The sequence below is a fragment of the Deltaproteobacteria bacterium HGW-Deltaproteobacteria-6 genome, from assembly GCA_002840435.1.
In the GTDB taxonomy this organism is placed as follows: Bacteria; Desulfobacterota; Syntrophia; order Syntrophales; family Smithellaceae; genus UBA8904.
Genome location: PHAT01000005.1, coordinates 269,729 through 294,417, shown reverse-complemented (window position 1 = coordinate 294,417; position 24,689 = coordinate 269,729). Strand labels below are relative to the sequence as shown.

Here is a 24,689-nt window from a genome sequence, read left to right as displayed (position 1 = left end):
CTGCACGCTCATGGCCCCCGCTTCCCTCTTGCAGTTGACGGACCAATGAAAAGGCCTGAAGGGTTTTTTCCCTTCAGGCCTTTCGTGATAAAGGTTGTTTCCGTTTTAATATCTGATGAAAATCAGATCATCATATATGCTTGCTTTCATCTCTCAGCATCAGAACGCCAAACATGGCGATGAGATAGAATACCGATACGGCGGCCATAACGACGGTTAAGCCGATTTGCTGCGCCACGGCGCCCATGGCAATCGGTATGACGGTTGCAATCAGGCGTCCGGTGGAGAAGGCGGATGCAACACCGACCGCACGGATATGGATGGGAAATTGTTCAACCAGATAAGCGAGCAGAATCGCCCAGATAATGGATGGGAAACCCCAGGCGATGGCGGCAAGAATATTGAATACCATGTCCGATTCCCATTGTATTCCCAGCCACAAATACATCGTAATGGCGGAGATGAAAGCACAGATGGCCATGACCCGACGCTTGCCGAATTTGTCGCCGGCCCAGCCGCCAACAAAATAAAGCCCGGCCGCTACAAATTGCAGCGTCATAAGCAATGTGGAAAAGGCTTTGGGGCTCATGCCTCTTTCTCTGGCCAGAATCGTGGGAAGCCACGTGTTGACCGCCCAGTAGGTACAAAGCATTGACGTGCAGATCACAACGACAAACAGGTAAGGCCGGAAATTTTCTTTTTTGAAAAGATCCTTGGTGCCGGTTGCTGCAGCAGGAGGTGTGCCGGCAGCAATACCCTTTTGCCGGTCATGGTGCATTTTCAACCAAGAGGGGGATTCCGGAATGGCATATTGAATGTAAATGGCCAGCAAAACAGCCGTTGCACCTGTATAATAAAGAATCTGCCAGCCCATTATCGGCGTCAGGAAATATCCGATTAATACGGTAAGACCATAGCCGATCGGCCAACCCAGCTGCATCAAGGAGCTGGCTTTAGCGCGTTTGGCCGGTTCTGTAAATTCCTGCAAGATCGTGCCGCCCAGCGCCCATTCCGCGCCAAGACCCAGTCCCGCCAGAAAGCGCATGACGCTCATTTGAATGTAATCTGTACAAAAACCGGTAAAACCGGTGATGACACCGAAAAAGGCGATGCAGATGACCAATGCCCTTTTGCGGCCAATCCTATCGGCGATGGGACCGAAAATATAGCCGCCAAAACTCATGCCCAGCAGCATAGACGTTGCAATAACACCGATCTGAACCAATGTTAGCGTCGGCCAAGCTTCTAATAATAACGGCGCGGCAAGCGCAAAAACCATGATGTCCATTCCATCAAAAGCATAACCGGCAATCGAAATCGCCAACACCTTTCCTCTGTACTTTGCAGGATCAACAACAGCTCCACTCGAAACCTCTGACATGAAAAACCCTCCCGTATTTGTAAGAATTGTAATTCATACATGATTGGATTCATGCATCTGATACGTCGTTGTTACCGTAAATCCGCCGTCCCTCCCTCCTTAGGTATATATCACCGGTGCGTAGCGAGCAGTGGCATTTTAATATTTCCCCCACGCGCCGTTAATAGACTAAGTTCGTCTGACCCTTTTGTTGCGACTACTTTTTCAGTTACAACCGAGTATTCGAGAAACTTTTTTCTGGCACTGCACTTGTTATGCTTGAGACGTGAAATCTGGTGCTTGATACAAAGACTTTTTTTGGAATGCTCTACCTCTTATACAAACTCTCATGGAAAATCAAATTAATATTCCTCGCTGAATCCTATGACAAGTCTGTACAATCAGCAAATGCGTGATATCTGTATGGGCTTCTGGCAGATCCGATCCGGATTGCGCAATTTTCAGTCTTAACAGTACCGGGCGGCGCCCGGTACTGTTAAGACCGGTTAATAATGGTGCCAAACTATAAAATCATAATTTGGTTTCCGATCACCGTGAGATGCTTATATATGGGCGCTTGAATCTTTCAACATCAGCACACCAAACATGCAAATGAGGTAGAATACGGAGATGAAAGCCATCACCAGGGTCAGTCCTACTGCCTGAGCCGCGGCGCCCATGACGACCGGTACAATAGTCGAAATTAAACGTCCGGTGGAGTATCCGGTCGAAACGCCCACCGCACGGATATGCGTGGGGAACTGTTCAACCAGGTAAGCCAGCAGAATGGCCCAGATGACAGAGGGGCATGCCCAGGCAATGACACCCAGGATATAGAACATTCTTTGGTCTTCCCATTCGACTCCCATCCACAAGAACAGTGTGACGGCTGCAAGAAACGCACTGATCGCCATCACCGGACGCTTGCCGAATTTGTCGCCGGCCCACCCGGCAACGAAATAACCCGCAATCGCTGAAAACTGCAGGATCAGCAGGAAGGACGAAAATGCTTTCGGAGACATGCCTCTTTCTCTGGCCAGAATCGTGGGCAGCCAGGTATTGACGGCCCAATAGGTGAACATGAGAGAGGTGCAAATGACAACGACAAAGAGGAACGACCTGAAGTTTTCTTTCTTGAACAGGTCACTGATGCCAGCCGCAGCAGCAGCCGGTGCACCTGATGCGATGCCTTTTTTCTTGGCTTCCTGCATTTGGAGCCAGACGGGTGATTCAGGAATGGCAACCTGAATGTAAATGGCAAGGAAAACGGCTGTGGCGCCGAAGAAATAAAGAATCGGCCAGCCATAAATCGGACAAAGAAAATGATTGATTGCAACGATTATCGCGATGCCCACCGGCCAGCCCAGCTGCATCCAGGAGCTGTATTTCGCGCGTTTGGCAGGTTCCGTGTATTCCTGTAAAAGCGTTCCGGCCAGCGCCCATTCCGCGCCAAGTCCCAGGCCCGCTATAAATCGCAGTATGGCCAGTTGAATATAATCTGTAGCAAAGCCGGTGAGACCGGTGGCTATACCAAAGAAGGCAATACACCAGACCAAAGCTTTTTTTCTGCCGTATTTATCAGCTATTGGGCCAAAAACATACCCGCCTGCGCTCATACCCAACAGCATGCATGTGGCGACAAAACCGATTTGGACCAGCGTCAGCGTCGGCCAGGCCTCCAAAAGTAAAGGCGCCGCCAGTGCGAAAACCCAAATATCCATTCCATCAAAGGCAAAACCGAAAATCGAAGCAACCAATACCTTTATCCTGTACTTTGCAGGATCAACAATAGCTCCACTAGAAACTTCAGACATGTAAAATCCTCCCTTTTTCCTTTCCTTATGTTTAATAAATCTCCTGCCGCCGTTTGTGGCAGCAGGAGAAACAACTGTTGAATTTATGAAATTATCGGTTGATTATTTTTTATAACTGTACCAGCCTTCACCGGTCTTCTGACCGTATTTGCCTTCGGTATATCTCTTCACAATGCTCGGGGAAGGCAGGTCGGCCGGATTGCCGGACTCATAGAAGTGGCTCATGCCGATATCGTAGGCCAGATCGATACCGGTCAGATCCAGCAGACGGAAGGGACCCATCGGGTGGCCGGCGCCATAGACACAGGCTTTATCGATGTCTTCAAAAGACGCAACACCCATTTCCAGCATCCAGAGAGCTTCCTTATGGATCACACTGAAAATGCGGTTCAAGACAAACCCATCGACTTCCTTCTTGACATGGATGGGAATTTTGTCGATTTTCAGGCAGAAGTCCATCATGCACTGTGCCGTTTCGTCCGAAACGTGGGGGCCCTGAACCACTTCCACCAGTTTCATGACCAGAGCCGGGTTGAAGAAGTGAAGATTGCAGACCTGAGCGGGTCGCTTGGTGACATCGGCAATGCGTGAGCTCACGATGAAAGAACTATTCGTTGCCAGAATGGCGTTGGCGGGTGCAAACTTGTCCAGATCGGCAAAGATTTTGCGCTTCAGGTCGATTCTTTCCAGAACGGCTTCGATGACCACATCGGCATCCTTTACGGCTTCTTTGAGCTCACCCGTAAACGAAATCAGGCTTCTGGTTTTTTTGGCCGCATCCTCCGTCATCTTTCCCTTTTGCACGCGGCCGGCCAGGTAGCTGTCGACAAATTTCTCGGCTTTTTCGAGAACAGCCGGAACGACATCTGTGCTGACGGTCTTAAATCCGGAAAGAGCGCACTGGAGTGCAATCTGATGCCCCATGTTTCCGGCGCCCACGACACACACATTTTTTACATCATCGATCTTCATGTTTCCTCCTTAATTTCCTTAATTGTCATATTGCAGGAGCCGTTAAAAACGGCTCCGGTTCCTGAAATCATCATACAACGAGTGTTGATTGTATGGACTATTTTGCCGGGGCCATTTTGTCAAGTATTATTTTCGATTTACATTGACAGACAGACCAGTTTTGTTATAGTGACATCAATACTCTTGAAAGGATTTCTTTTAAATCAATGGGAAAGAACGCAGCCTCCGACAAAGAGGTCAAGCCAAAGAAAAATAATGATCTGTTTCAAAAAAGACAAATGCAGATCATTAAAAAAGCCACGAAGCTTTTTATGAAGAAAGGCTACGCGCAGACGTCCATGCGTGAAATATCCAAGGCAACGGGAATCGATATCCGGAATTTGTATTATTTCATTAAAAGTAAGGAAGATATCCTTTTTCTGGTTATTAACATGATTCACAAGCCGGAAATCGAACTTTTCGAAAAGCAGAGCATTGTGAGTATTGATGATCCGGTTGAACAACTGAGGGCTGTTATCCGTGAGTTGATTGATAACGGTTTTGACTATGGAGATGAAGTCCTGCTTTTGTACAGGGAGTCCAAATCTCTTCCGAAACGTTTACTCAAGATCATTTTGGCCAGGGAGAGTCAGGTTGTCACGCGGATAGAAGAAATCCTGCAAAAAGGCATGGAGAGGAAGGTCTTTCACTGCGAGGACACTTCTTTTACCGCCAACATGATTGTTTACCAGCTGGCCCTGCGTCCCCTGCGTCGCTGGAATATGAAAAAATATTCCAAAGAAGAGGTGAACAATCTGCTGGAAAAGAATGTCATGAAGACAGTCATGGTTTGATTATTTTCCACCATCGTAAAAGTAAAAAGCCGGGAGTTCATCTCCCGGCTTTTTGTTAGGTTATTGCCATTTTAGCTTATACGAGATATTTCTGAACACCGCGAAGAATATCTTCAGTTTCCTTGGCGATGGTTTGCACCAGGTCCTCGACTTTCGGCATGCTGCTGATGCGCTGAGCAACTTCCCCGGCGGCCATCATGGCCATTCCTTTATCCCCTTCGCATACGGCTTTGATGGATTGCTTTTCAAATTCAATCAGGCTTTGTGCTTCCGGGCTTGCATAATCATCCGGGAATCCCAGAAAAATACCGGGTGATTTCTTCAGGGTGTTGACGGCATGTTCCGAGCTGCGCGGGTTTTTGATCCACCGCGCCGGACCGACAAAGCCGCGGGCCACCAGTGTTGACCGGTCACCGGCTTCCACGACGGCCTCTTTCCAGATCTGATGGAAGTCGCTTTCCTGAGTGGCCAGGAATCGGGTTCCCATCTGCGCGCCGTCGGCGCCCATGACCAGTGCCGCCGCCAGCGTCTTACCGTCGGCATACCCGCCGGCGCCGCACACCAGGGTGTTCTCATCGGAAACGGCTTCGACCACGGCGGGGAGGAGAATCATGGAGTGGACCGGCTCCCAGGAGGTATGGAATCCGCCCTCATGGCCGGAGGCCACAATGACATCCACGCCGGCCTTCTTGCAGCGCTGCGCGCCTTTGACGGACGGGACGACATGCATCCAGGTAAAGCCTGCGCCCTTGATCTTGTCTTTCCAGCCGACGGGGTCGCCGGCGGATGTGAAGATGACCTTGAAATTATTCTTCATATCCGGATTTGCTTCACGGACCTTAATTGCCGTATCGATGATAATGTTGGCCTGGGTCATCAGTTCCGCCGACACCATGACATTGATACCGAAGATGCCGCCCTTATCTTTCACCAGGCGGTAGGTGCGTTTCAGAAGTTTTTCCATCACGGTCGCCATGTCATCTTCCATGGTCGACTCCGCCGATTGAATAAAGGCGTTATAAATCCAGGGCTGCTGTTCTTTGTCGAAAAGGCCGCTTGTGGAAAGCAATCCCAGAACGCCCGCATTGGCGGCTGCGACACAAAGATTGTTGTTGGAAAACGGGCCCATGCCGGCCTGGATGATGGGATATTTGATCCCGAGCTTCTCAGTAAGTCTTGATTTAATCATAAAACATCTCCTTCTATTTTAGTTTATTTATTCATGGTGTATTTGCCATTTCGCGGCTCTACGTGCTTTGTCCAAACGCTGTGATACGGTTTGCCCGCATCGGTTATAAGGTTCTCATACTTTTTCGGCTGCGGCAAGTAATTCATTTTCGGATCTCCCCGGTTTTTAACGCGATTGATGTTTAATATTGGGCTTGCCCCGGCCGGATATTACAACGAGCGTTGATTGTATGACCTAATGGAGCAGAGGTTGTTTTGTCAAGCGTTTTTTACAGTTCATTCAAAAAATAATCCTTGACAAAATAAATACGGGTCAATAATACAACCAACGTTCGTTGTATGCATTACAGATGATTGCGTGAAAGGATTATTATGACTATGAACACCAGTAAAATCAGCGTTTCAAGAGGAACATTTAATGTTCGCGATCGGGGAAACAAGGATGGATTCCCTGTAATCATGCTGCATGGATGGCCGGAAAGTTCCTATTGCTGGGAAGGCGTTACTGAGTTCCTTGACCCGAATTGGCGCGTTATTGCTCCGGATTTGCGGGGTCTTGGCGACAGCGAACGCACCAAGGACGTGAAGGCGTACCAGAAAGTGGAACTGGCCAGGGACGTCATCGAAATCATCGATGCTCTCGGGATCCATGAATTCTTCCTGGTTGGCCACGACTGGGGCGGCATCGTAGCCCAGGAACTTGCTTACTTGATTCCTGATCGGGTGAAAAAATTTGTCATCCTGAATATCCCCATCCTCGCAAACGTCAAAGGCGCGGAAGAAGTAACCAAAGCCATGATCGCCATCAGATACATCCCTTATTGGTATCAATATTTTCAAATGATGCCGGTGCTGCCTGAAGCCATGATCAAGGGCAACGAACGCGTCTGGGTTAGCTTTTTCTTCGGCAGGCAGGGCCAGGACGGCACCATTCCGAAGGAATCCATCGCCGAATATATCCGCTGTTACAGCATTGAAAATACGCCGGCCACGGCCGCCTCTTATTATCGTTCCATGGCTCTTGATGCTCCGCACTGGGCGACGCTTGCCGGCAAGAGGTTTGCCATGCCGTCACTCTATATTTACGGAAACGAGGACTCGGTGATTATTCCGGCAAACATCACCCACCTTGAAGATTGCTTTGATTCGATTAAAGTCGAACAGGTCAAGGCGGCGCACTTTCTCCAGGAGGAGAAACCTCAAGAAGTCGCCGAACTGATGAACGGATTTTTTAAATAATCATGGATTCCGGAGAACAGGGAAGGCCAGACCATGCCTGCAAAAATATTGTCCGCTTGATCTGGTGTGCGCTGGGCGCCGCCACCGGCATTGGTTTGGCGCTGTGGTTTGTGGGAGTGCCTTCCTCGCCGTTTTTACTTGCTTCCCTGGGAGGCTCCACGGTGTTTTTGTTCGGCCTGACGGGCGCAGCCGCAGCGCAGCCCCGAGCTTTATTCGGCGGACATCTGGGCAGTGCGGCAATAGGCGTGCTCTGTTTCCAGGCATTTGGAGATAAACTTTGGGTTTGCGTGCTGGCCGTCGTATTGTCGTTTGTTTTCATGATGGCCACAAGAACCGTCCATCCTCCTGCCGGCGCCAATCCGCTGATTATGGTACAGGGTCACGCAGGCTTTTCTGCTCTGTGGCAACCGGTTGGTCTGGGTGTTCTGATGCTCGCACTTGTGGCCGCAGTATGGAGCCGTCTGGCGCCGGGTATAAATTCCTACCCAGTGAGCTGGTCTGAGAAATCACCATATTCCATTCTTTAAGGAGCAAAATATCATGTCCGGTCTCAAAAGCAACAAAGATCAATTTCAGGAGTTAGCCGATAATCCCAATGAAGAATCATTTGTTATGCTCAACCTGCTGAAGTTTAAAAAGGAAGGCGGCAGGGAGGCTTACTTTCGTTATATCAGGGAATCGGGTCCCTTTGTCGAGGCTGTCGGAGCGAAGGTGCTCTATTTTGGGAAACCGAAGGAATTGCTTCAGGGGGAGGAGGATTGGGATCTCCTAATGCTCGTCTCGTACCCGTCGCGCAAGGCGTTTCTTGAAATGGCCAATAATCCCGATTATCTCAAGGTTCATGAATTCCGCGCGGAAGGTGTGGAACGCGCCGTTCTCTATGCGACAGATCCTGTTAAATTCAAGGCGATATTATCCGCATAGCAGCGAACCGGAACGGCACGCTTCAATTAATAATATTACTCTCCGATCGGGGCGTAAAATATATTTCGAAACACAACGAGGTGAAAGTATGGCAAAAGAAGTAGACATGAATGACGTATACAAAAGCCCGAACAATCTGGTCGATTTATTTGAGATGAGCGTAGCCAAATGGCCAAATAAAAGATTATTTGGCGTCAAGAATCCGGATTCGGGGCAATATGAGTGGCAAAACCGCACGCAGGTGGCCGAAAGAGTGAATAACCTGCGCGCCGCTCTGAAAAAACTTGGTTTAGCCAAGGGCGAATCCGTGGGCGTCATTATCGACAACAGCGTGGAATGGTTCATCTGCCAGCAGGCGACTCATGGCCTGGGCGCAGCATTCGTGCCCATGTACCAGAAGGAACTCAAAAAGATCTGGCAATACATTATTACTGACGGCGCCGTAAAATATCTTTTTGTCCGGGACCAGAGCATTTATGACCAGGTCAAAGAATTCAAGGATGAAATTTCCACACTGAAAGATATTTTCATTATTTACGGTGACGGCGAGAAATCCATGAAGGCGCTGGAAGAAACGGGCAGGAAAGATACGGTTCCTTCCGTCAAACCGCACTGGAATGATCTGGCCTGCATCATCTATACCTCTGGGACGACCGGTGATCCGAAAGGCGTTATGTTATCCCACGGAAACCTGACATTGAGCACAACATCGGGAGTTGAATCTTTCAATCTGGATGAAACCATGCATGTCGTCGCTATCCTTCCCTGGGCGCATGTCTTCGGCATGACTTGCGATCTCTTCACTTATATCCACTGCGGCGGTGGCGTCGCGTTTGCCGAATCTCTGCTCAAGCTGATTCAGAATTTCCAGGAAGTCAAACCCACCGGGCTTTCCGTTGTTCCCAAAATCTGCTCCACCATTTACGATAACGTCATGATGGGGGTTGCCGCCGATCCGGTTAAAAAGCAATTTTTTGATGCCGCGGTGGCGGAAGCGGTTAAAAACAGAGACCTGCCGGAAAAAACGAAAGAATTTAAAGATTATGATGCGCTGGTTTTCTCCCAGGTGCGCAATATTTTCGGCGGCAGTTTGAGATTTTTTGTAACCGGCGGCGCGCTTTTGAAACGCGACATCGCTTTGTTCTTCAAGGATATCGGTCAGCCTACTTATGATGGCTATGGCATGACGGAAACCGCATCAGGGATCACCAATAATTCACCCACACGGGGCAATAAGCTGGGCACTGTCGGCAAACCGATGAAATACCACAATGTTGTTATTGACAAATCCCGCGTCGGCGAAGACAGCAAAGACGGCGAAGTAGTCGTCTACGGTCCTCAGGTCATGCTGGGATATCGCAACAAACCCCAGGCAACGGCAGAAATCATGATGCCGGATAAATGGAATGGCTTTTCGGGGCTTCGAACCGGAGACCGCGGCTGGTTCGACGAAGACGGTTTCCTGCATATTACCGGGCGCTTCAAGGATGAATACAAACTGGCCAACGGCAAGTACGTTCATCCGGAAGGTATTGAAAACGAGATCAAGTTGCTGCGCTACATTCTCCATGCGATGCTGTATGGCGACGGCAGAGATTACAACGTTGCCATGATTGTGCCGAATTTTGATGTTTTGAAGGCCGATCCGAATATCTCGCCGCTTTTAAAAGCCACCCTGGCGGAATCCCTGGCCGATCAGGCCGTACAGGATTATCTGTCGAAAGACATTACGGCGCATCTGCGTAAAACCTACGGCAGCTATGAAGTGCCGCAGAAATTTCTTTTTGTTGCGGAGGATTTGACGCTCGAAAACGGGATGGTGACGCAGACCATGAAAGTCAAAAGGAACAATGTTATGAAGAAATACGGAGAGCAGCTCCAGGCTCTTTATTAGAGCGCGGCATACCCGATCGCCCGCGAAGCTGAATGGCATTTCATCTTCAGCGGGTGATCTTCTTCTTGAAGTGATTCCCGTCTTGCAGCCGGCGGGAATCACTTTTTCTGATTTTTGCTCAATCAAAACAATATCCATAGATCGTTCAACTGATACTCTGCGGGGTGCAAACGGCGGGACAAGATCACCGTTTGATTAATTAACAGGGGAATGATAATAAAAACTCATGGAATGTATTTACCTGGACAATGCGGCAACATCTTTTCCCAAACCGGAAGCGACGCTGGCGGCCATGAGTCGTTTTCAGCAAGCGGTCGGCGCCAATCCCGGCCGCGCAGGTTACGGACGCGCAATCGACGCCGGACGAATCATTTATGAAACGCGCGAAGTTCTCGGGCGCCTTTTCAACGTCGATGATCCACTGCGGATTGTGCTCACGAAAAATTCCACGGAAGCATTGAACATCGCTATTATTGGTGCGTTGCAATCCGGTGATCACGTGATGACCAGCGCCATGGAACATAACTCCGTCATGCGCCCGCTGCGCTTTCTTGAAGCGCGCGGTGTAGAGCTGACAGTGCTTCCCTGTTCGCCGCAAGGTGAGCTTGATCCTCGCGACATTCAAAGGGCTTTGCGGAAAAATACTAAAATGGTGGTGTTGACCCACGCCTCGAATGTGACGGGAACGATTATGCCGGTTGAAGCGGTCGGGTCGCTTCTCCGGGAAAGAGGCGACGTGATTTTTTGCGTAGATGCCGCGCAGACCGCCGGAGCTTTGCCCGTTGATGTTCAAACGATGGGGATCGATCTGCTGGCTTTCACCGGACATAAATCCCTTTTCGGCCCCCAGGGGACAGGCGGCCTCTATATCCGTAAGGGGTTGGAAAAGAGCGTCGCCCCGTTGATGATGGGGGGAACGGGCAGCCACTCGGAATTTGAGAATCAGCCGGACTTTATGCCCGACAAGTATGAAAGCGGGACGCCGAATACGATAGGCTTCGCCGGTCTCGGCGCGGGAGTGACCTTTGTTTTAGAGCAGACGGTAGAAGCGATCAGAGCCAAAGAAAAATTATTAACGTCGCGTTTTCTTGACCAGTTGAAAACGATGAGCGACCGGGTGATGCTTTACGGTCCGAAAGACGTCTCGAAACAAACGGCGGTTGTTTCTTTCAACGTACAAAATATCGCATCCTCGGATGCCGCTCAGTATTTCGAAGAAAACTTTGGAATCCTGTGCCGTCCCGGCCTGCATTGCGCGCCCTCCGCACATCATACGATTGGAACCTTTCCACGAGGGACCATCCGTTTCAGTTTTGGATTTTTCAACACCGGGCAGGAGGTAGATGCGGCCAGTGAAGCGGTTCTCAAACTGTTAAAAAGCTGATCGCCTGAAACGAACGGCTGTAACCGGAATGACGCGGTAAATTCCTGCCGCTGCCCCGTTTAGATCGTGCTTTCGGAAGGGGGAAAAATCACCAGGGCACAAAAGATTACTGCCGGGGGATAGCCGCAGATTATTGAAATCTATTTATTTTGAGGATAAATTAAATTTCATATTGACAAAATGTTCATCATGACCTAATAAATGAATCAACTTCGCATTTTTTAAACTTGATGCGGTCGTCGTATGTGAACCATTTCAAAGCAGCTGAAAACGCGTGATCATTAAGGAGTCGACTGCTGGAGCTTACTGCCAAACGGTTTTCCTGAAGATGGAACAGATTCAAAATCTGATAGCTTTGGAGGCCTGGTGTTCGCAACATTTTTTCCGTCTCAATGCATCATCGGTAACAATGTCATTCCGCAACCATCCCGGAAAGATTTGTTGCCGGTCAACAGCACTTTCCCAACGTTTAATTCTTATCAGTTTTTCAGAAAGTTTCAAAATTTGAATTTACAATTTTTTCGACAGCAATTGCACTGGCCGTGTTCGGATACGTCTGTTTTTGTGTCCTTGCCCGGCGTGCCGGATTCCCTGTTATCCGGCGATGATCAAAGCGCAAGAAGTGGTTTCTGAGAACTTCGGGAACTTTTCATAATCGTTGTTTTGAGAAAATTTTAGTTTCATCAATAGAGGGTGAAAAGGCATGTGGACTTATATTCAGACTGTTGTCATTTATACGTTTGTGCTGGGCTCAATATATCTTCTCATTTCACTGGGGTTTTCACTGATCTGCGGGGTGCTGCGGATTTTCCATCTCGGATACGCCTATATCTTTCCTCTTACGGTTTACGGCACCTGGATGTTCATGTCGGCGCTTGAATGGCCCCTGATACCCTCCATTTTTGCCATGGTTGTCGTCCAATTTATTGTCTCCATCCTCATTTACAAAGGCATGATTAAAAAATACATGTATACGGAAGATGTTCTGCTAACCGCTCTTCTGCTGGTGGCGTTGATTATTGAACAAGCGGCCAATTACTATTATCCCGTTCAGGCGGGAGTTTATCTGGAGACAACGCTGATCGACGGCGTCTTTCAACTTGGCGCGGTGGTGGTTCCCAATCAGCTGATGGTCGGCGCCGTGGTTGCTCTTGCGATGACCGGCATTTTCGTTTTCTTTTTTGTTAAAACAAAAACCGGCATGGCCATCCGGGCTTTGTCTCAGGACATTTATTCCTCGCGAATTGTCGGCATCAATGTTGAAACGCTCTATATGTTTACGATGATGATCGTCCTGTTGCCCGTTATTATCGGAATGCTCATTGTCGCGCCGGTGTGGTCGGTCGAGCCGGGCATGGGCTGGATGTACATGGTTACCGCGATTCTTGTCGCGGTTCTAGGCGGATTGGGCAATATAAAAGGGACGATCATTGCCAGTTTTTTAATCGGGTTTACCCACGCCATCGTCTGTAATGTCATCGGGGAACCGCGCTTTATGAATTTGTCAGCATTGATTCTGGTCATGGTTATTTTAGTTATCCGACCCCAGGGATTAGCAAGGAGTGAATCGTTATGGTAAAAATGGAATTAAAGCGAGACCGCATCGTCATCCGGCTTGGAACAAAAAAATGGGAATGGACCCTGGAGCCTCGCTACTGGCGCAACACACTGCTGTGGGCTTTTATCCTTTTTCTTTTTCCGACGGTATCCTACTTTGTCAGTCCCGGCCTGATCAATACCATGATTTCGGCCAATATCTATGCCGCCATTGCGATGCCTCTGGCGCTAATGACCATCGGCACGGGACGAATGAACTTCGGCCCTCAATTTTACATCGGCGTGGGAGGCTATACGGCAGCGCTGCTCAGTATTGCCTATGGCTGGGGGCCATTGACCACCTTGCCGTTTGCCATCCTGATGTGCATCGTTTCAGCTCTTATGTTCAGCCCGCTGGTCATCATGGCGAGGGGGCTTTACTATGTTCTCCTGACGCTGCTTTTACCGCTGGTGTTCCTGGAAGTGACCTTCATTTATACCGATATTTTCAAAGGCGACACCGGCCTGTTCGGTATTGTGCCGCTTCTGGACACCGGCAATGCTAAAAACAATTTTCTGATCATCGGCTATCTTTCCATCGTGATCATGTATGCTTATTTGTGGTTCATCAACAAAGTCCTGAAATCCCGCTACGGTCTTTTAATGGCGGCGATCAACGATGATGAAGATGTCGCCCATTCCATCGGCATCAATATCAATAAAATTAAAATTATCGCGTTTGTTACCGCTTCGACCATGATCGGTATTATCGGATGGTTTTACGCGCATTACTTCAGTTCGTTCGCCGGAATTACTTATCTGCCGCTGACGTTTATGCTGAAGGTCCTGCTGGTACTGATGATCGGCGGGCGTGCCCAGGTTTTCGGCTGCGTGGTTGGCGGTTATTTTGTCGCTTTCTTGGAGATGCTGATGATTCGATATATGGGGCCGATCCAACCGCTGGTTTTCCCGATTATCCTGCTGGTTCTGCTGTTTGTTCTCCCGGAAGGTTTATTCGGCCTGTATCGGAAGCGCCGTTATCGCGAATATTTGCCAACCATTCATGTGCGGAGGTAAGAATCCATGGCGCCCTTAGTTAAAGTGAGCAATCTGGTCAAACGGTTCGGCGGAATCGTGGCGGTCAACGATGTATCCTTCGAGATTTATCAGGGGGAAACGCTGGGATTTATCGGTCCCAACGGCGCCGGTAAATCCACGGTGGTCAATTGTCTGACGGGCTACTTCCCCGCTACGTCCGGCAAAATTGAAATGAACGGCGTGGACATTACGAATATGAAGCCGCATCAAAGAGCGCATATGGGGCTTGCCCGCACGTATCAGATTCCGCGTCCCTTTCCGGAATTGACGGCGCTGACCAGTGTTCTGGCCAGTTCCGTTGCCGGCAAGAAAAGAATCAACCAGAGTTTTCAGGATGCGATGTATGATGCGACGCATTATCTGGAGTTTGTCGGTCTCTTCAGCAAAAGAAATATTCTGGCGCGCGACCTGACTTTTTATGAACTGCGAATGCTGGAATTAGCCCGTGCCCTGGCCACCACGCCGCAGTTGCTGTTTATCGATGAAGTTATGGCGGGTCTCAATCCCGGCGAGGCAAAAAACGCCATCAATATGATTCGAAAAGCCAAAGAAGAATTCGGTGTCACGATTTTCTGGATTGAACATGTTATGGCGGTTCTGATGGAAGCTGCCGACCGGATTGTCGCGATCAATTACGGCGCTAAATTAGCGGAAGGCACACCGGATCAAGTAGTCAATAATGATGATGTCATTGAAGCGTATCTGGGCAGAGGCTGGAGGGAATATGCTTGAAGTTAGTGATCTGAGCGCATCTTACGGCGTCATTCCGGCGCTGAATGGAGTAAATTTTAATGTCCGGCAATCGGAAATTGTAACGATCCTGGGGTCCAACGGAACAGGGAAAAGCTCGATTTTGAATGTGATTCAGGGTCTGATGCAGCCGACCAGCGGCCGGGTGCTTTTTCGCGATGAAGCCATTCAGGGGCTGCCGTCGCATAAAATTGTCAACCGGGGTATTGTACAGGTTCCGGAAGGCATGAAAAGCTTTCCCTATATGACTGTGAGAGAAAATCTTTTGCTGGGAGCCTACCGGAAATCATCCTGGTCCAAAAGAAAGCAAACGATCGAATATGTTTACAGCCTTTTCCCCAGATTAAAAGAAAGATCCAATATGTCGGCCCGTCTTCTGTCGGGCGGCGAGCAGCAGATGCTGAAGATCGGCCGGGGACTGATGGCCATTCCGCAGTTGCTGATGGTGGATGAACCGTCCATCGGACTGGCTCCGTTGATCGTTGACGAAGTTTACGAAACGCTGAGCAAACTGCGGACAACCGGCCTGACTATTCTGCTGACCGAGCAAAATGCGCTCAGAGCCCTGCAACTGGCCGACCGTGGTTATATTATTCAGGAAGGACGAATCGTTCTCGAGGGAAGTGGGAAGGATCTGATGAAGAACAATCTCGTGAAAAAGGCATATTTAGGGAGATAGCAATGGAAGATTATTTTTCTTATACGGCAAAACTGTTCAATCCCGACGAGGCAAGTCAGAAGCCCGAAGCTTTAAAAGGCATCCGGGTGCTGGATTTTTCTCACGTCATCTTCGGACCGATTGCCGCAAGACTCCTTGCGGATTACGGTGCGGAAGTCATTAAGCTGGAGTTGCCTTTCTACGGGGATCTCTGGCGTCCGGCGACTTATTGGGGTAAATACTGGAAACATTCCAATCCCATCTGGCATAATATTACCAAAAATAAATATTTTCTTTCCGTCAATCTGGCGCTTAAAGAGTCCAAGGAGCTCATTTACAAAATGGCCGAGAGCGCCGATGTCGTGATTGAAAACTTTGCGCCCGGCACAGCGGATGCCTGGGGTATCGGTTATGAAAAAATATCCAAGATTAACCCCAATATCGTTTTCCTGAGCTGTTCCACGTACGGCCAGTTTGGACCGATGCGCTATTTCCCGGGCTGGGATCTCCTGGCTCAGGGCGCCAGCGGCGTTCTGACTCTAAACGGTTATCCGGATACGGATATTTATTACAAACTGCCCGATTATGTCGGGGATTTCGTCCCCGGTAATTTCGGAGCGCTCGCCGTGCTGATGGCTCTCTATCACCGGAAGAAAACCGGCAAAGGACAGTATATTGATATGGCGCAAACCGAAGGCCTGATGCGCATGCTGTTTCATTATACTTATCATTCCGTGACCAAGGACGCGATCGGGCGCACCGGCAACACGGATCCGACGATGGTGCCTGCCTCCATCTTTAAAACGGCCGATAACAAATTTCTGGCCCTAGCCTGCGCAACGGCTGATCAGTTTAAAAATTTTACGACCGCCATGGGCAGATCGGATCTGGCGGCGGATGGACGTTTTGCCGACACGCTGGAAAGATTAAAGCCGGAAAACGCGAAAGCGCTGACGGCCATAGCGGTTGACTGGGTTAAATCGAAATCTGGCGCCGAGATCATCAAACTGGCCGATGAAATGAATTTTCCGGCGGCGGAAGTGGCGGACGACTTGATGATCGCCAATGAGGAGTGGCGGCGAAAGCGGGGGAGTGTGGTTCTTTTCAAGGATGATGTTTACGGCAATCTGACGATAGCCGGTCCATCCGCTCAGCTCTCCGGTACGCCGTCACGCACCAAGTGGCTTGCACGGCCGCTCGGTTATCATAACCGGCTTGTACTGAAAAAGTTTCTGGGAATGTCGGAGGAAGAAATTCAAAAATTGGAAAAGAAAAAAGTCATCGGGACATTTGATGACCGGCCGGGACTGAAACCTCCTGTCTATTATAATCTGTGTGAAGATCCTATTTATAACTACGGAAAAGAGGTAAAAAAATGAGCGCCAAGGAAGAAATCTATACCCGGCATGGCGGGGGCGGTGGAGCGGATCGCGGTAAAATAATCGCGGAAATGATGAACGCCGAAGGAAAACCGGAAGTGCTCGACGACATCCTGGTGCTCGATGTAAGTTCGGCCAATTTTGCGGGCATTATCTGTGCGAGTTATCTGGCGGAGTTTGGAGCGGAGGTTATCAAAATTGAGCCTTCGGAGGGCGATCCGGCGCGCCAGATCACGCCCTTTGGCGTTACGGTCAAGGGAGTAGGTATTCCGTTTATGTTCGAGGGACGTAACAAACGATACATGACGCTCGACATCAAAAATAATCCCGAAGACCGAAAGACTTTTGCAAAACTGGCCAAAAAAGCCGCGGTGGTGATTGAGAGCTTTACGCCGGGTGAAATGGATAGCTGGGGAATCGGCTACCGTCAACTCAGTGCGGATAATCCTGGTTTGGTATACATAGCGCTTTCCGCATATGGCCAATATACGGATAAAGCCAAAGAGTCCGCGAAAGTGCCGGATACGGACATTACCTCTCAGGCGGGTTCCGGACTTCCCGCGCAAATGGGCGGGCTGCCTAATGAACCCGAACCGCTGAACTGGCCGCTCCGTGGCGGGATGTGGGCAGGCTGGTATATTTCCGGGCTTTCCGCCGCCCTGGGCGGAACGGTCGCCCTGATCCACAGGCAAAACACCGGCCAGGGCCAGATGGTGGATGTTGCCGGCATGGATGCGTACTCTTCCATGGTCGGCATGCCGGCCACCATTGGTTGTACCTGGGAAAAAGCGCGCCCGCGCATCGGCGTTCTGGATTTTATCCTTTATCCTTACGGACACTGGAAATGCAAAGACGGCTTTGTGGCGATTGCCGCGCCCCGTGATCACGACTTTCGCGCTCTGCTTAAAATTCTCGGTCTCTGGGAGCAGGAGGACGATTGGCGTTATTCGTCGGACCGCATCCCCGATATACTGGAGCAGGCCATTCATCTGCACAAGATCATTGAAGAAAAAACAGTTCAATACAGCGCCGATGAACTGGTGAAAATGGCTCTGAATTACAGCAAAAAATCGGCCAGGTCCAAATGGCGGGGCGGCGGCGTACCGATTGTCATGAAACTCATGACGCCGGAAGCGGCGATGAAAAATAAACAATGGCAGATCCGCAAAGCCTTTCAGGAAGTGGAAGATGAAAAACTCGGGAAATACACGATCAGCACGAATTTTGTAAAAATGTCCGCATCGCCTCCCCGGGTAAAATGGGTGTCGAGTGAAATCGGCAAGGATAATGACTATGTCAATAAGAAATATCTGAACGAATAACGATGGGAAGGATCAGATATTCGGCGAAATCTCTGATCATAAATTTTTGGGGTTTTTTGAGGAGGAGGAGGGGTACAATGATGAAGCGATCAAGAAGGGTTAACATTGTCGTTTTTATAGCATTGATGCTGCTGGTTGCCATTGCAATCGGTGCACCATCCATCTCAGTTGCACAGCCGAAAGGTGAGCCGTTTGTCATCGGCTACATCGGCATGGTGGCTTCACCCGGCACCAGGCCTTGCATGGACATCCAGAAAATGGCGGTGGAAGAAATCAACGCCACCGGCGGCATTCTGGGACGGCCGGTCAAGTATGTGGTTATGGATAACAAGGGCGATACGTCACTGTCCGTGGAGGCGTTTCGTAAACTGGTCATTGAGGACAAGGCCAAGTTTATTTCCGTCGAAGGCCGAACGGAAATCTGTCTGGCTGTTCAGGAAGCCTCCGGCATGCTGGCTAAGGAATATCCCCATATTCTGGTTTTCAACGGGCCGATGGGCTCGGAACTGACGGCACGCATTATCGACCAGGCGCCGAAGTATGATCATAACTTCCGTGACTGGGATCCGGAGCCCGCGCATTACGCGCAGACAAAGTATTTCTTCTGCAAAACATTTCCTGAATATATGAAAGTCAAGAAAATTGCCTTTCTGTGGGAAGACTTATCCTGGACGACCGAATGGCGCAAAGGCATTGACTACGTTAAATTGCCCACCTGGGAAAAAATGGCTAAAGATTGCGGTCTGCAGGTTGTTTACAGCAAGGCGGTTAAACCCCGTGGTACCATGTATCTGCCGCTTCTCCAGGACATCAAGAAAGCCGATGCAGATGTAATTTTCTACATCAGCTCCTGGTTTACCGATGTCGAATCCTTTGCCAAGCAGTGGTCGGATTCCGCAGCCCGTGACATTCAGGTCAACGTGTATGGCGGTGTTGCCCAGACCAAGGATTTCTGGCGCATGACAGGCGGAAAGGGACTGGGGATTATCAGTTCATTTACCGATCTTGACGATATTCCTCTCACGGACAAAACAATTCCGCTGGTGAAAAAAGCACATGCACGTAAAATTCCCATGCAGATTCATGTCCATATTGCCTATGCGGATATTTATCATTTCAAGGCGGCCATCGAAAAAGCCAAGGGAACCGGTAATATTAAAGCATTGATCAAAGCAATGGAAGACGTGGAAACCACCTATTCTCTGGGCAAAATGAAATATGAGACCAAAAAAGTGAAACCCTTCTATCATTCACGGGTGAGGGTTGATCCGAACAATCCCTGGAAGACGTTGCCCGGTTACTACTATCAGTTGATTGTCCAGTTCCAGCAGGGCGGCAAGATCGCTTTCCTGCATGAGTCCGCTCAGGAAAATGAAAAATACGTGGCCAAGTGGGTTGATCCGAAACGCTACAAGAGACCGGCGGAACTGAGAAAGTAGAAAAGGTTGTTAGGCTGAAGGCCGAAGTCTGAAGGCTAAAAGGAAAAAGGGCGGCATTCTTTCGAATGCCGCTCTTTTTGTGAACTTACTAACGGCCCTTGAAATTCGGGGCTCTCTTTTCCAGGAAAGCGGCCGCACCTTCCTTGAAATCTTCAGTGTACTGCAATGCCTTGCTGGCGTTAAGTTCGATATTTAAGACGCCGTCGCGAATATCGGTGTCCAGACCCAGGCGTACGGCCTTCATGATTTCGCGCTGAGCAACCGGAGCGCCGCCGGCCAGTTTCTTGGCCAGCTTTTTGGCGGTGGCCAGAACTTCAGCCTGCGGAACGACTTTGTTCAAGAGGCCGAGCGCCAGAGCATCTTTAGCCGGCATAAAATCGCCGGTCAGCATCAATTCGAGAGCCTTTGTTTTGCCGATGTAGCGCGGCAGTCTCTGTGTTCCGCCCCAGCCGGGGTTCAGGCCCAGTTTGACTTCGGGAAGGCCGACAACCGCTTCTTCCGCCATGATTCTCAGGGTGCAGACACAGGCCAGTTCACAACCGCCACCCAGGGCCATACCCTGCATGGCTGCGATGACGATTTTAGGATAATTTTCGATTTTGAAATAAATGGTGTTGCCGTCATATTCGGGAATTTTGCCCTTCTGCAGGTCGGCAAATTCGGTGATGTCCGCGCCTGCCGAAAAACACTTGGTGCCGGTGCCGGTGATGATGATGACGCGCACACTGTCATCGTTTTCGCATTTGTCCAGAAGATCGTTTAAATCTCTCAATACGCCCTGAGCCATTGCATTTGCCGGGGGATGATTGATTGCCGCCACCACGACCATACCGTCTTGTTCCACTGTTAACTTCTCATACTCAAAAGCCATTTCATTCCTCCTGTGGTAATGATTTTTTTGAAAAAATATTTTAGATATCAATATTTCTTTTTAATACCCGGCAGTATAGAAAGAACCTTTATGTGTGTCAAGAAGAAACAGATATTAATATTTCACTTGAATCCTGTATAATAAGGTATATTGTAAAAAACCAAAGCGGCGGGCGTACTCTGCCATGACCATTCATTATCATCATTCAGTAAATAATATTCAGGAAAATATTCTAACAGGACAGGGGAGCTATGTCCCGAAAACCGAATCCATATGGGAGGGAGGCGAGTAGATACAATAACCAATTGAAGCTGTGGCGATAAGGTTTGTTCGCCATGCGGAAAAGGAGGAGACTATGAATGTAGCAATATTATTGATTATATCAGCAGTTCTATTCTTATTAGCCTATCGTTTTTATGGAAGATTTATTGCTAGGCTCTTTGGAGAAGACGACAAAAAGCCAACGCCGGCTTGTGCCTTGCAGGATGATTGCGATTACGTGCCGACAAAACCCATTGTTCTGTTCGGCCATCATTTTGCAAGCATCGCCGGAGGGGGACCCATTATCGGGCCCACCGTTGCTCTGCTTTTTGGATTTCTGCCCTTGTGGCTATGGGCGATTTTAGGTACCATCTTCATCGGTGCAGTCCATGATATGACTGTTTTGTTTGCCAGCGTCCGGGAAAAAGGCAAGTCCGTAGCCGAGATTGCCAAAGAATCTCTGGGAAACACCGGATTCTTTTTATTTGTCAGTTTTGCCATCCTGATGCTTTTACTGCTAACCTCCGCATTTCTGGGGTTGACGGCCACAGCTCTCACCTCTACCATTTCACTGGATATCCTGAGGCTGGATCACAGCCAGACCGTGGTGAGAACGATTATGGTTGGAGGTGTGGAAAAGGCACAGATCGGTGGCATTGCTTCGACGTCCGTCATTTTCATCACCTGCTGTGCGCCGGTGATCGGCTGGCTCGTCTATAAAAAGAATATCAACGTTTATCTGGCGGCCGCTATCGCCATAGTCGTATGTATTACTTCTATTTTTGTAGGAATTAATTTCCCGATCACTTTTGAACCCAGCACTTGGATGATTATTCTTTGCGTCTATACGCTGCTTGCGGCGGGAATTCCCGTCTGGATTATCCTGCAGCCCCGTGATTTTACCAACTCCTTTTTACTTTACCTTGGCGCTGCCGCCCTGTTCATCGGCGGTATTGTGGCCGGATTTAAAGGTGTTACCTTTTCGGCTCCGGCTCTCAACATGGCGGAAGGAACCAGTAAACTGGGTCCCATCTGGCCTTTTCTGTTCATCACGGTGGCGTGCGGCGCCATTTCAGGTTTCCATTCACTGGTTGCTGGCGGTACAACCTCCAAGCAAATTTCCAAAGAATCACATGTTAAGCCGATTGCTTATGGCGGGATGCTGCTGGAGGGATTGCTGGCCATCGGCGTGATGATTGCGGTCGGCTGCGGCATTATGTTCAGTGATTATGTCAATATTGTTTTTCCGACCGCTGCCGGAGTAAAGGCCAACCCGATTCTGGCATTTGCCGCCGGTGTCGGCGGACTGATGGATAAATCCCTCGGGATCGCTCCCATTTACGGTACCATCTTCGGCATCCTGCTCGTCGAAGGTTTTGTCGTTACGACGCTGGATACGGCCGTCCGTCTGAATCGTTATCTTTTAGAAGAGGTGTGGCAGGTGATTTTCAAAAATGTTCCGACCATCATGAACTCCTATCTCTTCAATGCGCTCTTGTGTGTCGTGTTGATGTATATCCTGGCTTACACCAACGCGTTTGCTGCGATCTGGCCGATCTTCGGTTCCGCCAATCAATTGCTGGCGTCACTGGCGCTGATTGCCGTGTCGGCATGGCTGGCTATCAGAAAGAAAACAACTTGGTTTACCGTACTGCCTGCGATTTTCATGATGGCTACCACCCTTTATTCACTGGTTTCCCTGCTCATTAATAAATATATTCCCAAGAACAATGTTGCGCTGGCGCTGGTGGATATCCTGCTGATCGTTCTGGCCATCGGTGTTATTATTCTGGCTTACAAGAAATGGCAGGAATTAAGGAACGACGGCGCCAGGGCAAAAGGAAGTGTTGCGTAAATTGAATAAACTATTCATATGGAATCAAAGAGGGACAGCTTACTCTGTCCCTCTTGTTTTGCCAATGCATGTTGTGTTGGCCGCCTTTGTGAGCATATGGTTTAGGGAACAATATTTTACGTGAATACCCATAAAATAATTCGTAACTAGAATGTCATTATGTAAACATAAATTTTAATAAAGATGGAGATATGAAAAAATCTATCAAAAAAATCGATACAGAATTCAGGCAATATTGGAAGCACTATGTGATGCAAAGTCTCCTCGCCACTTTATCTGTTTTTATCGTTCTTTATTTCTTGAGTCTACAACATGCAGTCATAATAGCATCCATCGGTTCTACCGCTTTTATCGTATTCGCAATGCCTGATAGTATAACGGCGCAGCCCAGAAATGTCATAGGAGGTCAACTGGTTGGTCTTCTCTGCGGATTTTTGTTTTCCTTAATACCACAACCGGCTTTAATATATTCCACTGTTGTATGTTCATTTGCCGTAGGGGCTGCCATATTCATCATGGTAGTCATAGACATGGAACATCCACCTGCAGCCGGCACTGCTCTTGGAGTTGCAATGACAGGTATCTCTTTTGATGTATTTGCTGCAGTTAGCATAAGCATCATTCTGCTTTCTTTGATCCATAAATTCATGAAACCATATATTAGAGATTTAACCTGATTTTTGCTTAACATGTTCATCATTGACATAAAGAAATACTTTCCCTATACTTCTTATACGCGCTAGCATCTTCCAACCATGGATATGCAGGGTTTTGAAGTTCGAAAAATATCGTGACGCTGATCCTATCTGACATATACTTTGTTTCCTAATAATGAAACACGGGCGAATCCGGTACGCGTTTTGGGCTAAAACTATTCGTATCACCCGTCATTTTCGCCATCAGTTTTGGATAATATGATTTTTGGGAGGGCTGGATGCAGGACAGAGATCTGGTGCTGGGTATTGATATCGGCGGAACGAAAACAGCCTTTGGATTTGTGGATCGTGAAGGCACCATCTTTAACGCCACGTCTATGCTAACTCATGCAGATGCGTCTGCTCAAACCTTTGTATCCAGGCTTCATCAGCGCATCGAAAAGAGCAGGATTAATCTCTCTTCCCCGCATGGTTTGCGTGGAATCGGCATTGGCGCACCCAACGCCCATCATGATCGCGGAAAAATCGAAAAAGCCGTCAATCTGAATTGGGGTGAGAGTGTTGATTTTGTCGAACTGGTCCGGAAATATTACGACCTTCCCGTCTCCATCACCAATGACGCCAACGCCGCAGCCGCAGGAGAGATGCTTTTTGGGAACGCCCGCGGCATGAAGCACTTTCTGGTTATTACCCTGGGCACTGGTCTGGGCAGCGGTATCGTTGTTGACGGACACCTGCTTTATGGCGCCAGCGGCTTTGCCGGGGAGCTCGGCCACACCGTCGTGGATCCGGAGGGACGCCAATGCAGCTGCGGAAAACGAGGCTGTCTGGAAACTTATGTGTCGGCCACCGGTCTGACGAGGACTGCACGGGAACTGCTGGCCACGCGATGCAATTCAAGTGCGCTCAGAGAAATAAACGATCAGGATATGACATCGAAACAAATCTTTGACCTGGCGGAGGCGGGCGATGCCATTGCATCGGAAGCCTTTGAGCGTACCGCACGGATTCTGGGGATGAAACTGGCCGACGCTGTGGCTCACCTGAGCCCAGAAGCCATCTTCCTGGCAGGGGGATTAGCCGCAGCCGGAGAGATTCTACTTGTTCCCACAGAGCAATATATGAATGATTTTCTGTTTCGTGCTTACCGGGGCACAGTGAAACTGATGCCTTCCGGATTGGAAACGGGTACAAGCGCCATTCTGGGAGCGGCAGCACTTATCTGGAGCGAACTTAAATTGTAAAAACAGTCGAAC

The 24,689-nt window shown here is 49.1% G+C and carries 21 protein-coding genes; 16 read left to right on the top strand and 5 right to left on the bottom strand.

Annotated features, from left to right (window positions below):
• Positions 1-130 precede the first annotated feature (130 nt).
• The 3 genes from CVU71_11525 to CVU71_11515 form a co-directional block, all read right to left on the bottom strand.
• Positions 131-1,381: a hypothetical protein gene (locus CVU71_11525; GenBank protein ID PKN18138.1), complete on the bottom strand. Its 1,251-nt coding sequence runs from the start codon at positions 1,379-1,381 to the stop codon at positions 131-133.
• A 542-nt stretch (positions 1,382-1,923) separates the two neighbouring features.
• Entirely contained in the window at positions 1,924-3,174 is a 1,251-nt protein-coding gene (locus CVU71_11520) for a hypothetical protein (protein ID PKN18137.1), read from the bottom strand.
• Positions 3,175-3,276: 102 nt separating this feature from the next.
• On the bottom strand, positions 3,277-4,146 hold the full coding sequence (locus CVU71_11515) for a 3-hydroxyacyl-CoA dehydrogenase (protein PKN18136.1): 870 nt from the start codon (positions 4,144-4,146) through the stop codon (positions 3,277-3,279).
• 206 nt (positions 4,147-4,352) lie between these two features.
• On the opposite strand from CVU71_11515, the gene CVU71_11510 reads away from it, so the two are divergent.
• Positions 4,353-4,979 carry a hypothetical protein gene (locus CVU71_11510; GenBank protein ID PKN18135.1) on the top strand — a complete coding sequence of 209 codons (627 nt, stop codon included), beginning with the start codon at positions 4,353-4,355 and terminating at the stop codon, positions 4,977-4,979.
• A 76-nt stretch (positions 4,980-5,055) separates the two neighbouring features.
• On the opposite strand, the gene CVU71_11505 is transcribed toward CVU71_11510, so the two are convergent.
• Positions 5,056-6,168 (bottom strand): hypothetical protein, encoded by a 1,113-nt coding sequence (locus CVU71_11505; protein PKN18134.1) that lies wholly within the window; start codon positions 6,166-6,168, stop codon positions 5,056-5,058.
• 377 nt (positions 6,169-6,545) lie between these two features.
• Here CVU71_11505 and CVU71_11500 point away from each other — a divergent pair, with 377 nt between their 5' ends.
• From CVU71_11500 to CVU71_11445, 12 genes are all read left to right on the top strand, one after another.
• Positions 6,546-7,406: an alpha/beta hydrolase gene (locus CVU71_11500; protein PKN18133.1), complete on the top strand. Its 861-nt coding sequence runs from the start codon at positions 6,546-6,548 to the stop codon at positions 7,404-7,406.
• A 2-nt stretch (positions 7,407-7,408) separates the two neighbouring features.
• Complete coding sequence (locus tag CVU71_11495; protein PKN18132.1) at positions 7,409-7,933, top strand: HPP family protein; 525 nt, start codon at positions 7,409-7,411, stop codon at positions 7,931-7,933.
• 13 nt (positions 7,934-7,946) lie between these two features.
• On the top strand, positions 7,947-8,330 hold the full coding sequence (locus tag CVU71_11490) for a DUF1330 domain-containing protein (GenBank protein ID PKN18131.1): 384 nt from the start codon (positions 7,947-7,949) through the stop codon (positions 8,328-8,330).
• Entirely contained in the window at positions 8,248-10,224 is a 1,977-nt protein-coding gene (locus tag CVU71_11485) for a hypothetical protein (protein PKN18130.1), read from the top strand. Before CVU71_11490 ends, CVU71_11485 begins: the two co-directional genes overlap by 83 nt.
• A gap of 226 nt (positions 10,225-10,450) precedes the next feature.
• Positions 10,451-11,608: a cysteine desulfurase gene (locus tag CVU71_11480; GenBank protein ID PKN18129.1), complete on the top strand. Its 1,158-nt coding sequence runs from the start codon at positions 10,451-10,453 to the stop codon at positions 11,606-11,608.
• 703 nt (positions 11,609-12,311) lie between these two features.
• Positions 12,312-13,187 carry a hypothetical protein gene (locus CVU71_11475; protein ID PKN18128.1) on the top strand — a complete coding sequence of 292 codons (876 nt, stop codon included), beginning with the start codon at positions 12,312-12,314 and terminating at the stop codon, positions 13,185-13,187.
• Complete coding sequence (locus CVU71_11470; protein PKN18127.1) at positions 13,181-14,221, top strand: hypothetical protein; 1,041 nt, start codon at positions 13,181-13,183, stop codon at positions 14,219-14,221. The genes CVU71_11475 and CVU71_11470 overlap by 7 nt, the downstream gene beginning before the upstream one ends.
• Before the next feature lie 6 nt (positions 14,222-14,227).
• Positions 14,228-14,974, top strand: a complete 747-nt coding sequence (locus CVU71_11465; GenBank protein PKN18700.1) for an ABC transporter ATP-binding protein — start codon at positions 14,228-14,230, stop codon at positions 14,972-14,974.
• Positions 14,967-15,671: an ABC transporter ATP-binding protein gene (locus tag CVU71_11460; GenBank protein PKN18126.1), complete on the top strand. Its 705-nt coding sequence runs from the start codon at positions 14,967-14,969 to the stop codon at positions 15,669-15,671. The genes CVU71_11465 and CVU71_11460 overlap by 8 nt, the downstream gene beginning before the upstream one ends.
• Positions 15,672-15,673: 2 nt before the next feature.
• Positions 15,674-17,029 (top strand): hypothetical protein, encoded by a 1,356-nt coding sequence (locus CVU71_11455; protein PKN18125.1) that lies wholly within the window; start codon positions 15,674-15,676, stop codon positions 17,027-17,029.
• The gene (locus tag CVU71_11450) at positions 17,026-18,351 is read left to right on the top strand and encodes a hypothetical protein (GenBank protein PKN18124.1); all 1,326 of its coding nucleotides are present in this window, start codon (positions 17,026-17,028) and stop codon (positions 18,349-18,351) included. Before CVU71_11455 ends, CVU71_11450 begins: the two co-directional genes overlap by 4 nt.
• 2 nt (positions 18,352-18,353) lie before the next feature.
• Positions 18,354-19,790: a hypothetical protein gene (locus CVU71_11445; protein PKN18123.1), complete on the top strand. Its 1,437-nt coding sequence runs from the start codon at positions 18,354-18,356 to the stop codon at positions 19,788-19,790.
• A gap of 88 nt (positions 19,791-19,878) precedes the next feature.
• Here the strand turns inward: CVU71_11445 and CVU71_11440 are convergent, their stop codons facing one another.
• On the bottom strand, positions 19,879-20,661 hold the full coding sequence (locus tag CVU71_11440) for a 3-hydroxybutyryl-CoA dehydrogenase (protein PKN18122.1): 783 nt from the start codon (positions 20,659-20,661) through the stop codon (positions 19,879-19,881).
• Positions 20,662-21,016: 355 nt separating this feature from the next.
• Between CVU71_11440 and CVU71_11435 the strand changes: the two genes are divergently transcribed.
• The 3 genes from CVU71_11435 (at position 21,017) to CVU71_11425 (ending at position 24,677) form a co-directional block, all read left to right on the top strand.
• Complete coding sequence (locus CVU71_11435) at positions 21,017-22,777, top strand: carbon starvation protein A (protein PKN18121.1); 1,761 nt, start codon at positions 21,017-21,019, stop codon at positions 22,775-22,777.
• Between the two features lie 191 nt (positions 22,778-22,968).
• Entirely contained in the window at positions 22,969-23,454 is a 486-nt protein-coding gene (locus CVU71_11430; protein PKN18120.1) for an HPP family protein, read from the top strand.
• A 257-nt stretch (positions 23,455-23,711) separates the two neighbouring features.
• Positions 23,712-24,677: a glucokinase gene (locus tag CVU71_11425; protein ID PKN18119.1), complete on the top strand. Its 966-nt coding sequence runs from the start codon at positions 23,712-23,714 to the stop codon at positions 24,675-24,677.
• Positions 24,678-24,689 lie beyond the last annotated feature (12 nt).

Excerpts from the sequence above, each read along its gene's own strand:
- CVU71_11525 (PKN18138.1), bottom strand. The coding sequence starts at position 1,381 with ATGTCAGAGGTTTCGAGTGGAGCTGTTGTTGATCCTGCAAAGTACAGA.
- CVU71_11520 (PKN18137.1), bottom strand. The coding sequence starts at position 3,174 with ATGTCTGAAGTTTCTAGTGGAGCTATTGTTGATCCTGCAAAGTACAGG.
- CVU71_11515 (PKN18136.1), bottom strand. The coding sequence starts at position 4,146 with ATGAAGATCGATGATGTAAAAAATGTGTGTGTCGTGGGCGCCGGAAAC.
- CVU71_11510 (PKN18135.1), top strand. The coding sequence starts at position 4,353 with ATGGGAAAGAACGCAGCCTCCGACAAAGAGGTCAAGCCAAAGAAAAAT.
- CVU71_11505 (PKN18134.1), bottom strand. The coding sequence starts at position 6,168 with ATGATTAAATCAAGACTTACTGAGAAGCTCGGGATCAAATATCCCATC.
- CVU71_11500 (PKN18133.1), top strand. The coding sequence starts at position 6,546 with ATGAACACCAGTAAAATCAGCGTTTCAAGAGGAACATTTAATGTTCGC.
- CVU71_11495 (PKN18132.1), top strand. The coding sequence starts at position 7,409 with ATGGATTCCGGAGAACAGGGAAGGCCAGACCATGCCTGCAAAAATATT.
- CVU71_11490 (PKN18131.1), top strand. The coding sequence starts at position 7,947 with ATGTCCGGTCTCAAAAGCAACAAAGATCAATTTCAGGAGTTAGCCGAT.
- CVU71_11485 (PKN18130.1), top strand. The coding sequence starts at position 8,248 with ATGAATTCCGCGCGGAAGGTGTGGAACGCGCCGTTCTCTATGCGACAG.
- CVU71_11480 (PKN18129.1), top strand. The coding sequence starts at position 10,451 with ATGGAATGTATTTACCTGGACAATGCGGCAACATCTTTTCCCAAACCG.
- CVU71_11475 (PKN18128.1), top strand. The coding sequence starts at position 12,312 with ATGTGGACTTATATTCAGACTGTTGTCATTTATACGTTTGTGCTGGGC.
- CVU71_11470 (PKN18127.1), top strand. The coding sequence starts at position 13,181 with ATGGTAAAAATGGAATTAAAGCGAGACCGCATCGTCATCCGGCTTGGA.
- CVU71_11465 (PKN18700.1), top strand. The coding sequence starts at position 14,228 with ATGGCGCCCTTAGTTAAAGTGAGCAATCTGGTCAAACGGTTCGGCGGA.
- CVU71_11460 (PKN18126.1), top strand. The coding sequence starts at position 14,967 with ATGCTTGAAGTTAGTGATCTGAGCGCATCTTACGGCGTCATTCCGGCG.
- CVU71_11455 (PKN18125.1), top strand. The coding sequence starts at position 15,674 with ATGGAAGATTATTTTTCTTATACGGCAAAACTGTTCAATCCCGACGAG.
- CVU71_11450 (PKN18124.1), top strand. The coding sequence starts at position 17,026 with ATGAGCGCCAAGGAAGAAATCTATACCCGGCATGGCGGGGGCGGTGGA.
- CVU71_11445 (PKN18123.1), top strand. The coding sequence starts at position 18,354 with ATGGGAAGGATCAGATATTCGGCGAAATCTCTGATCATAAATTTTTGG.
- CVU71_11440 (PKN18122.1), bottom strand. The coding sequence starts at position 20,661 with ATGGCTTTTGAGTATGAGAAGTTAACAGTGGAACAAGACGGTATGGTC.
- CVU71_11435 (PKN18121.1), top strand. The coding sequence starts at position 21,017 with ATGAATGTAGCAATATTATTGATTATATCAGCAGTTCTATTCTTATTA.
- CVU71_11430 (PKN18120.1), top strand. The coding sequence starts at position 22,969 with ATGAAAAAATCTATCAAAAAAATCGATACAGAATTCAGGCAATATTGG.
- CVU71_11425 (PKN18119.1), top strand. The coding sequence starts at position 23,712 with ATGCAGGACAGAGATCTGGTGCTGGGTATTGATATCGGCGGAACGAAA.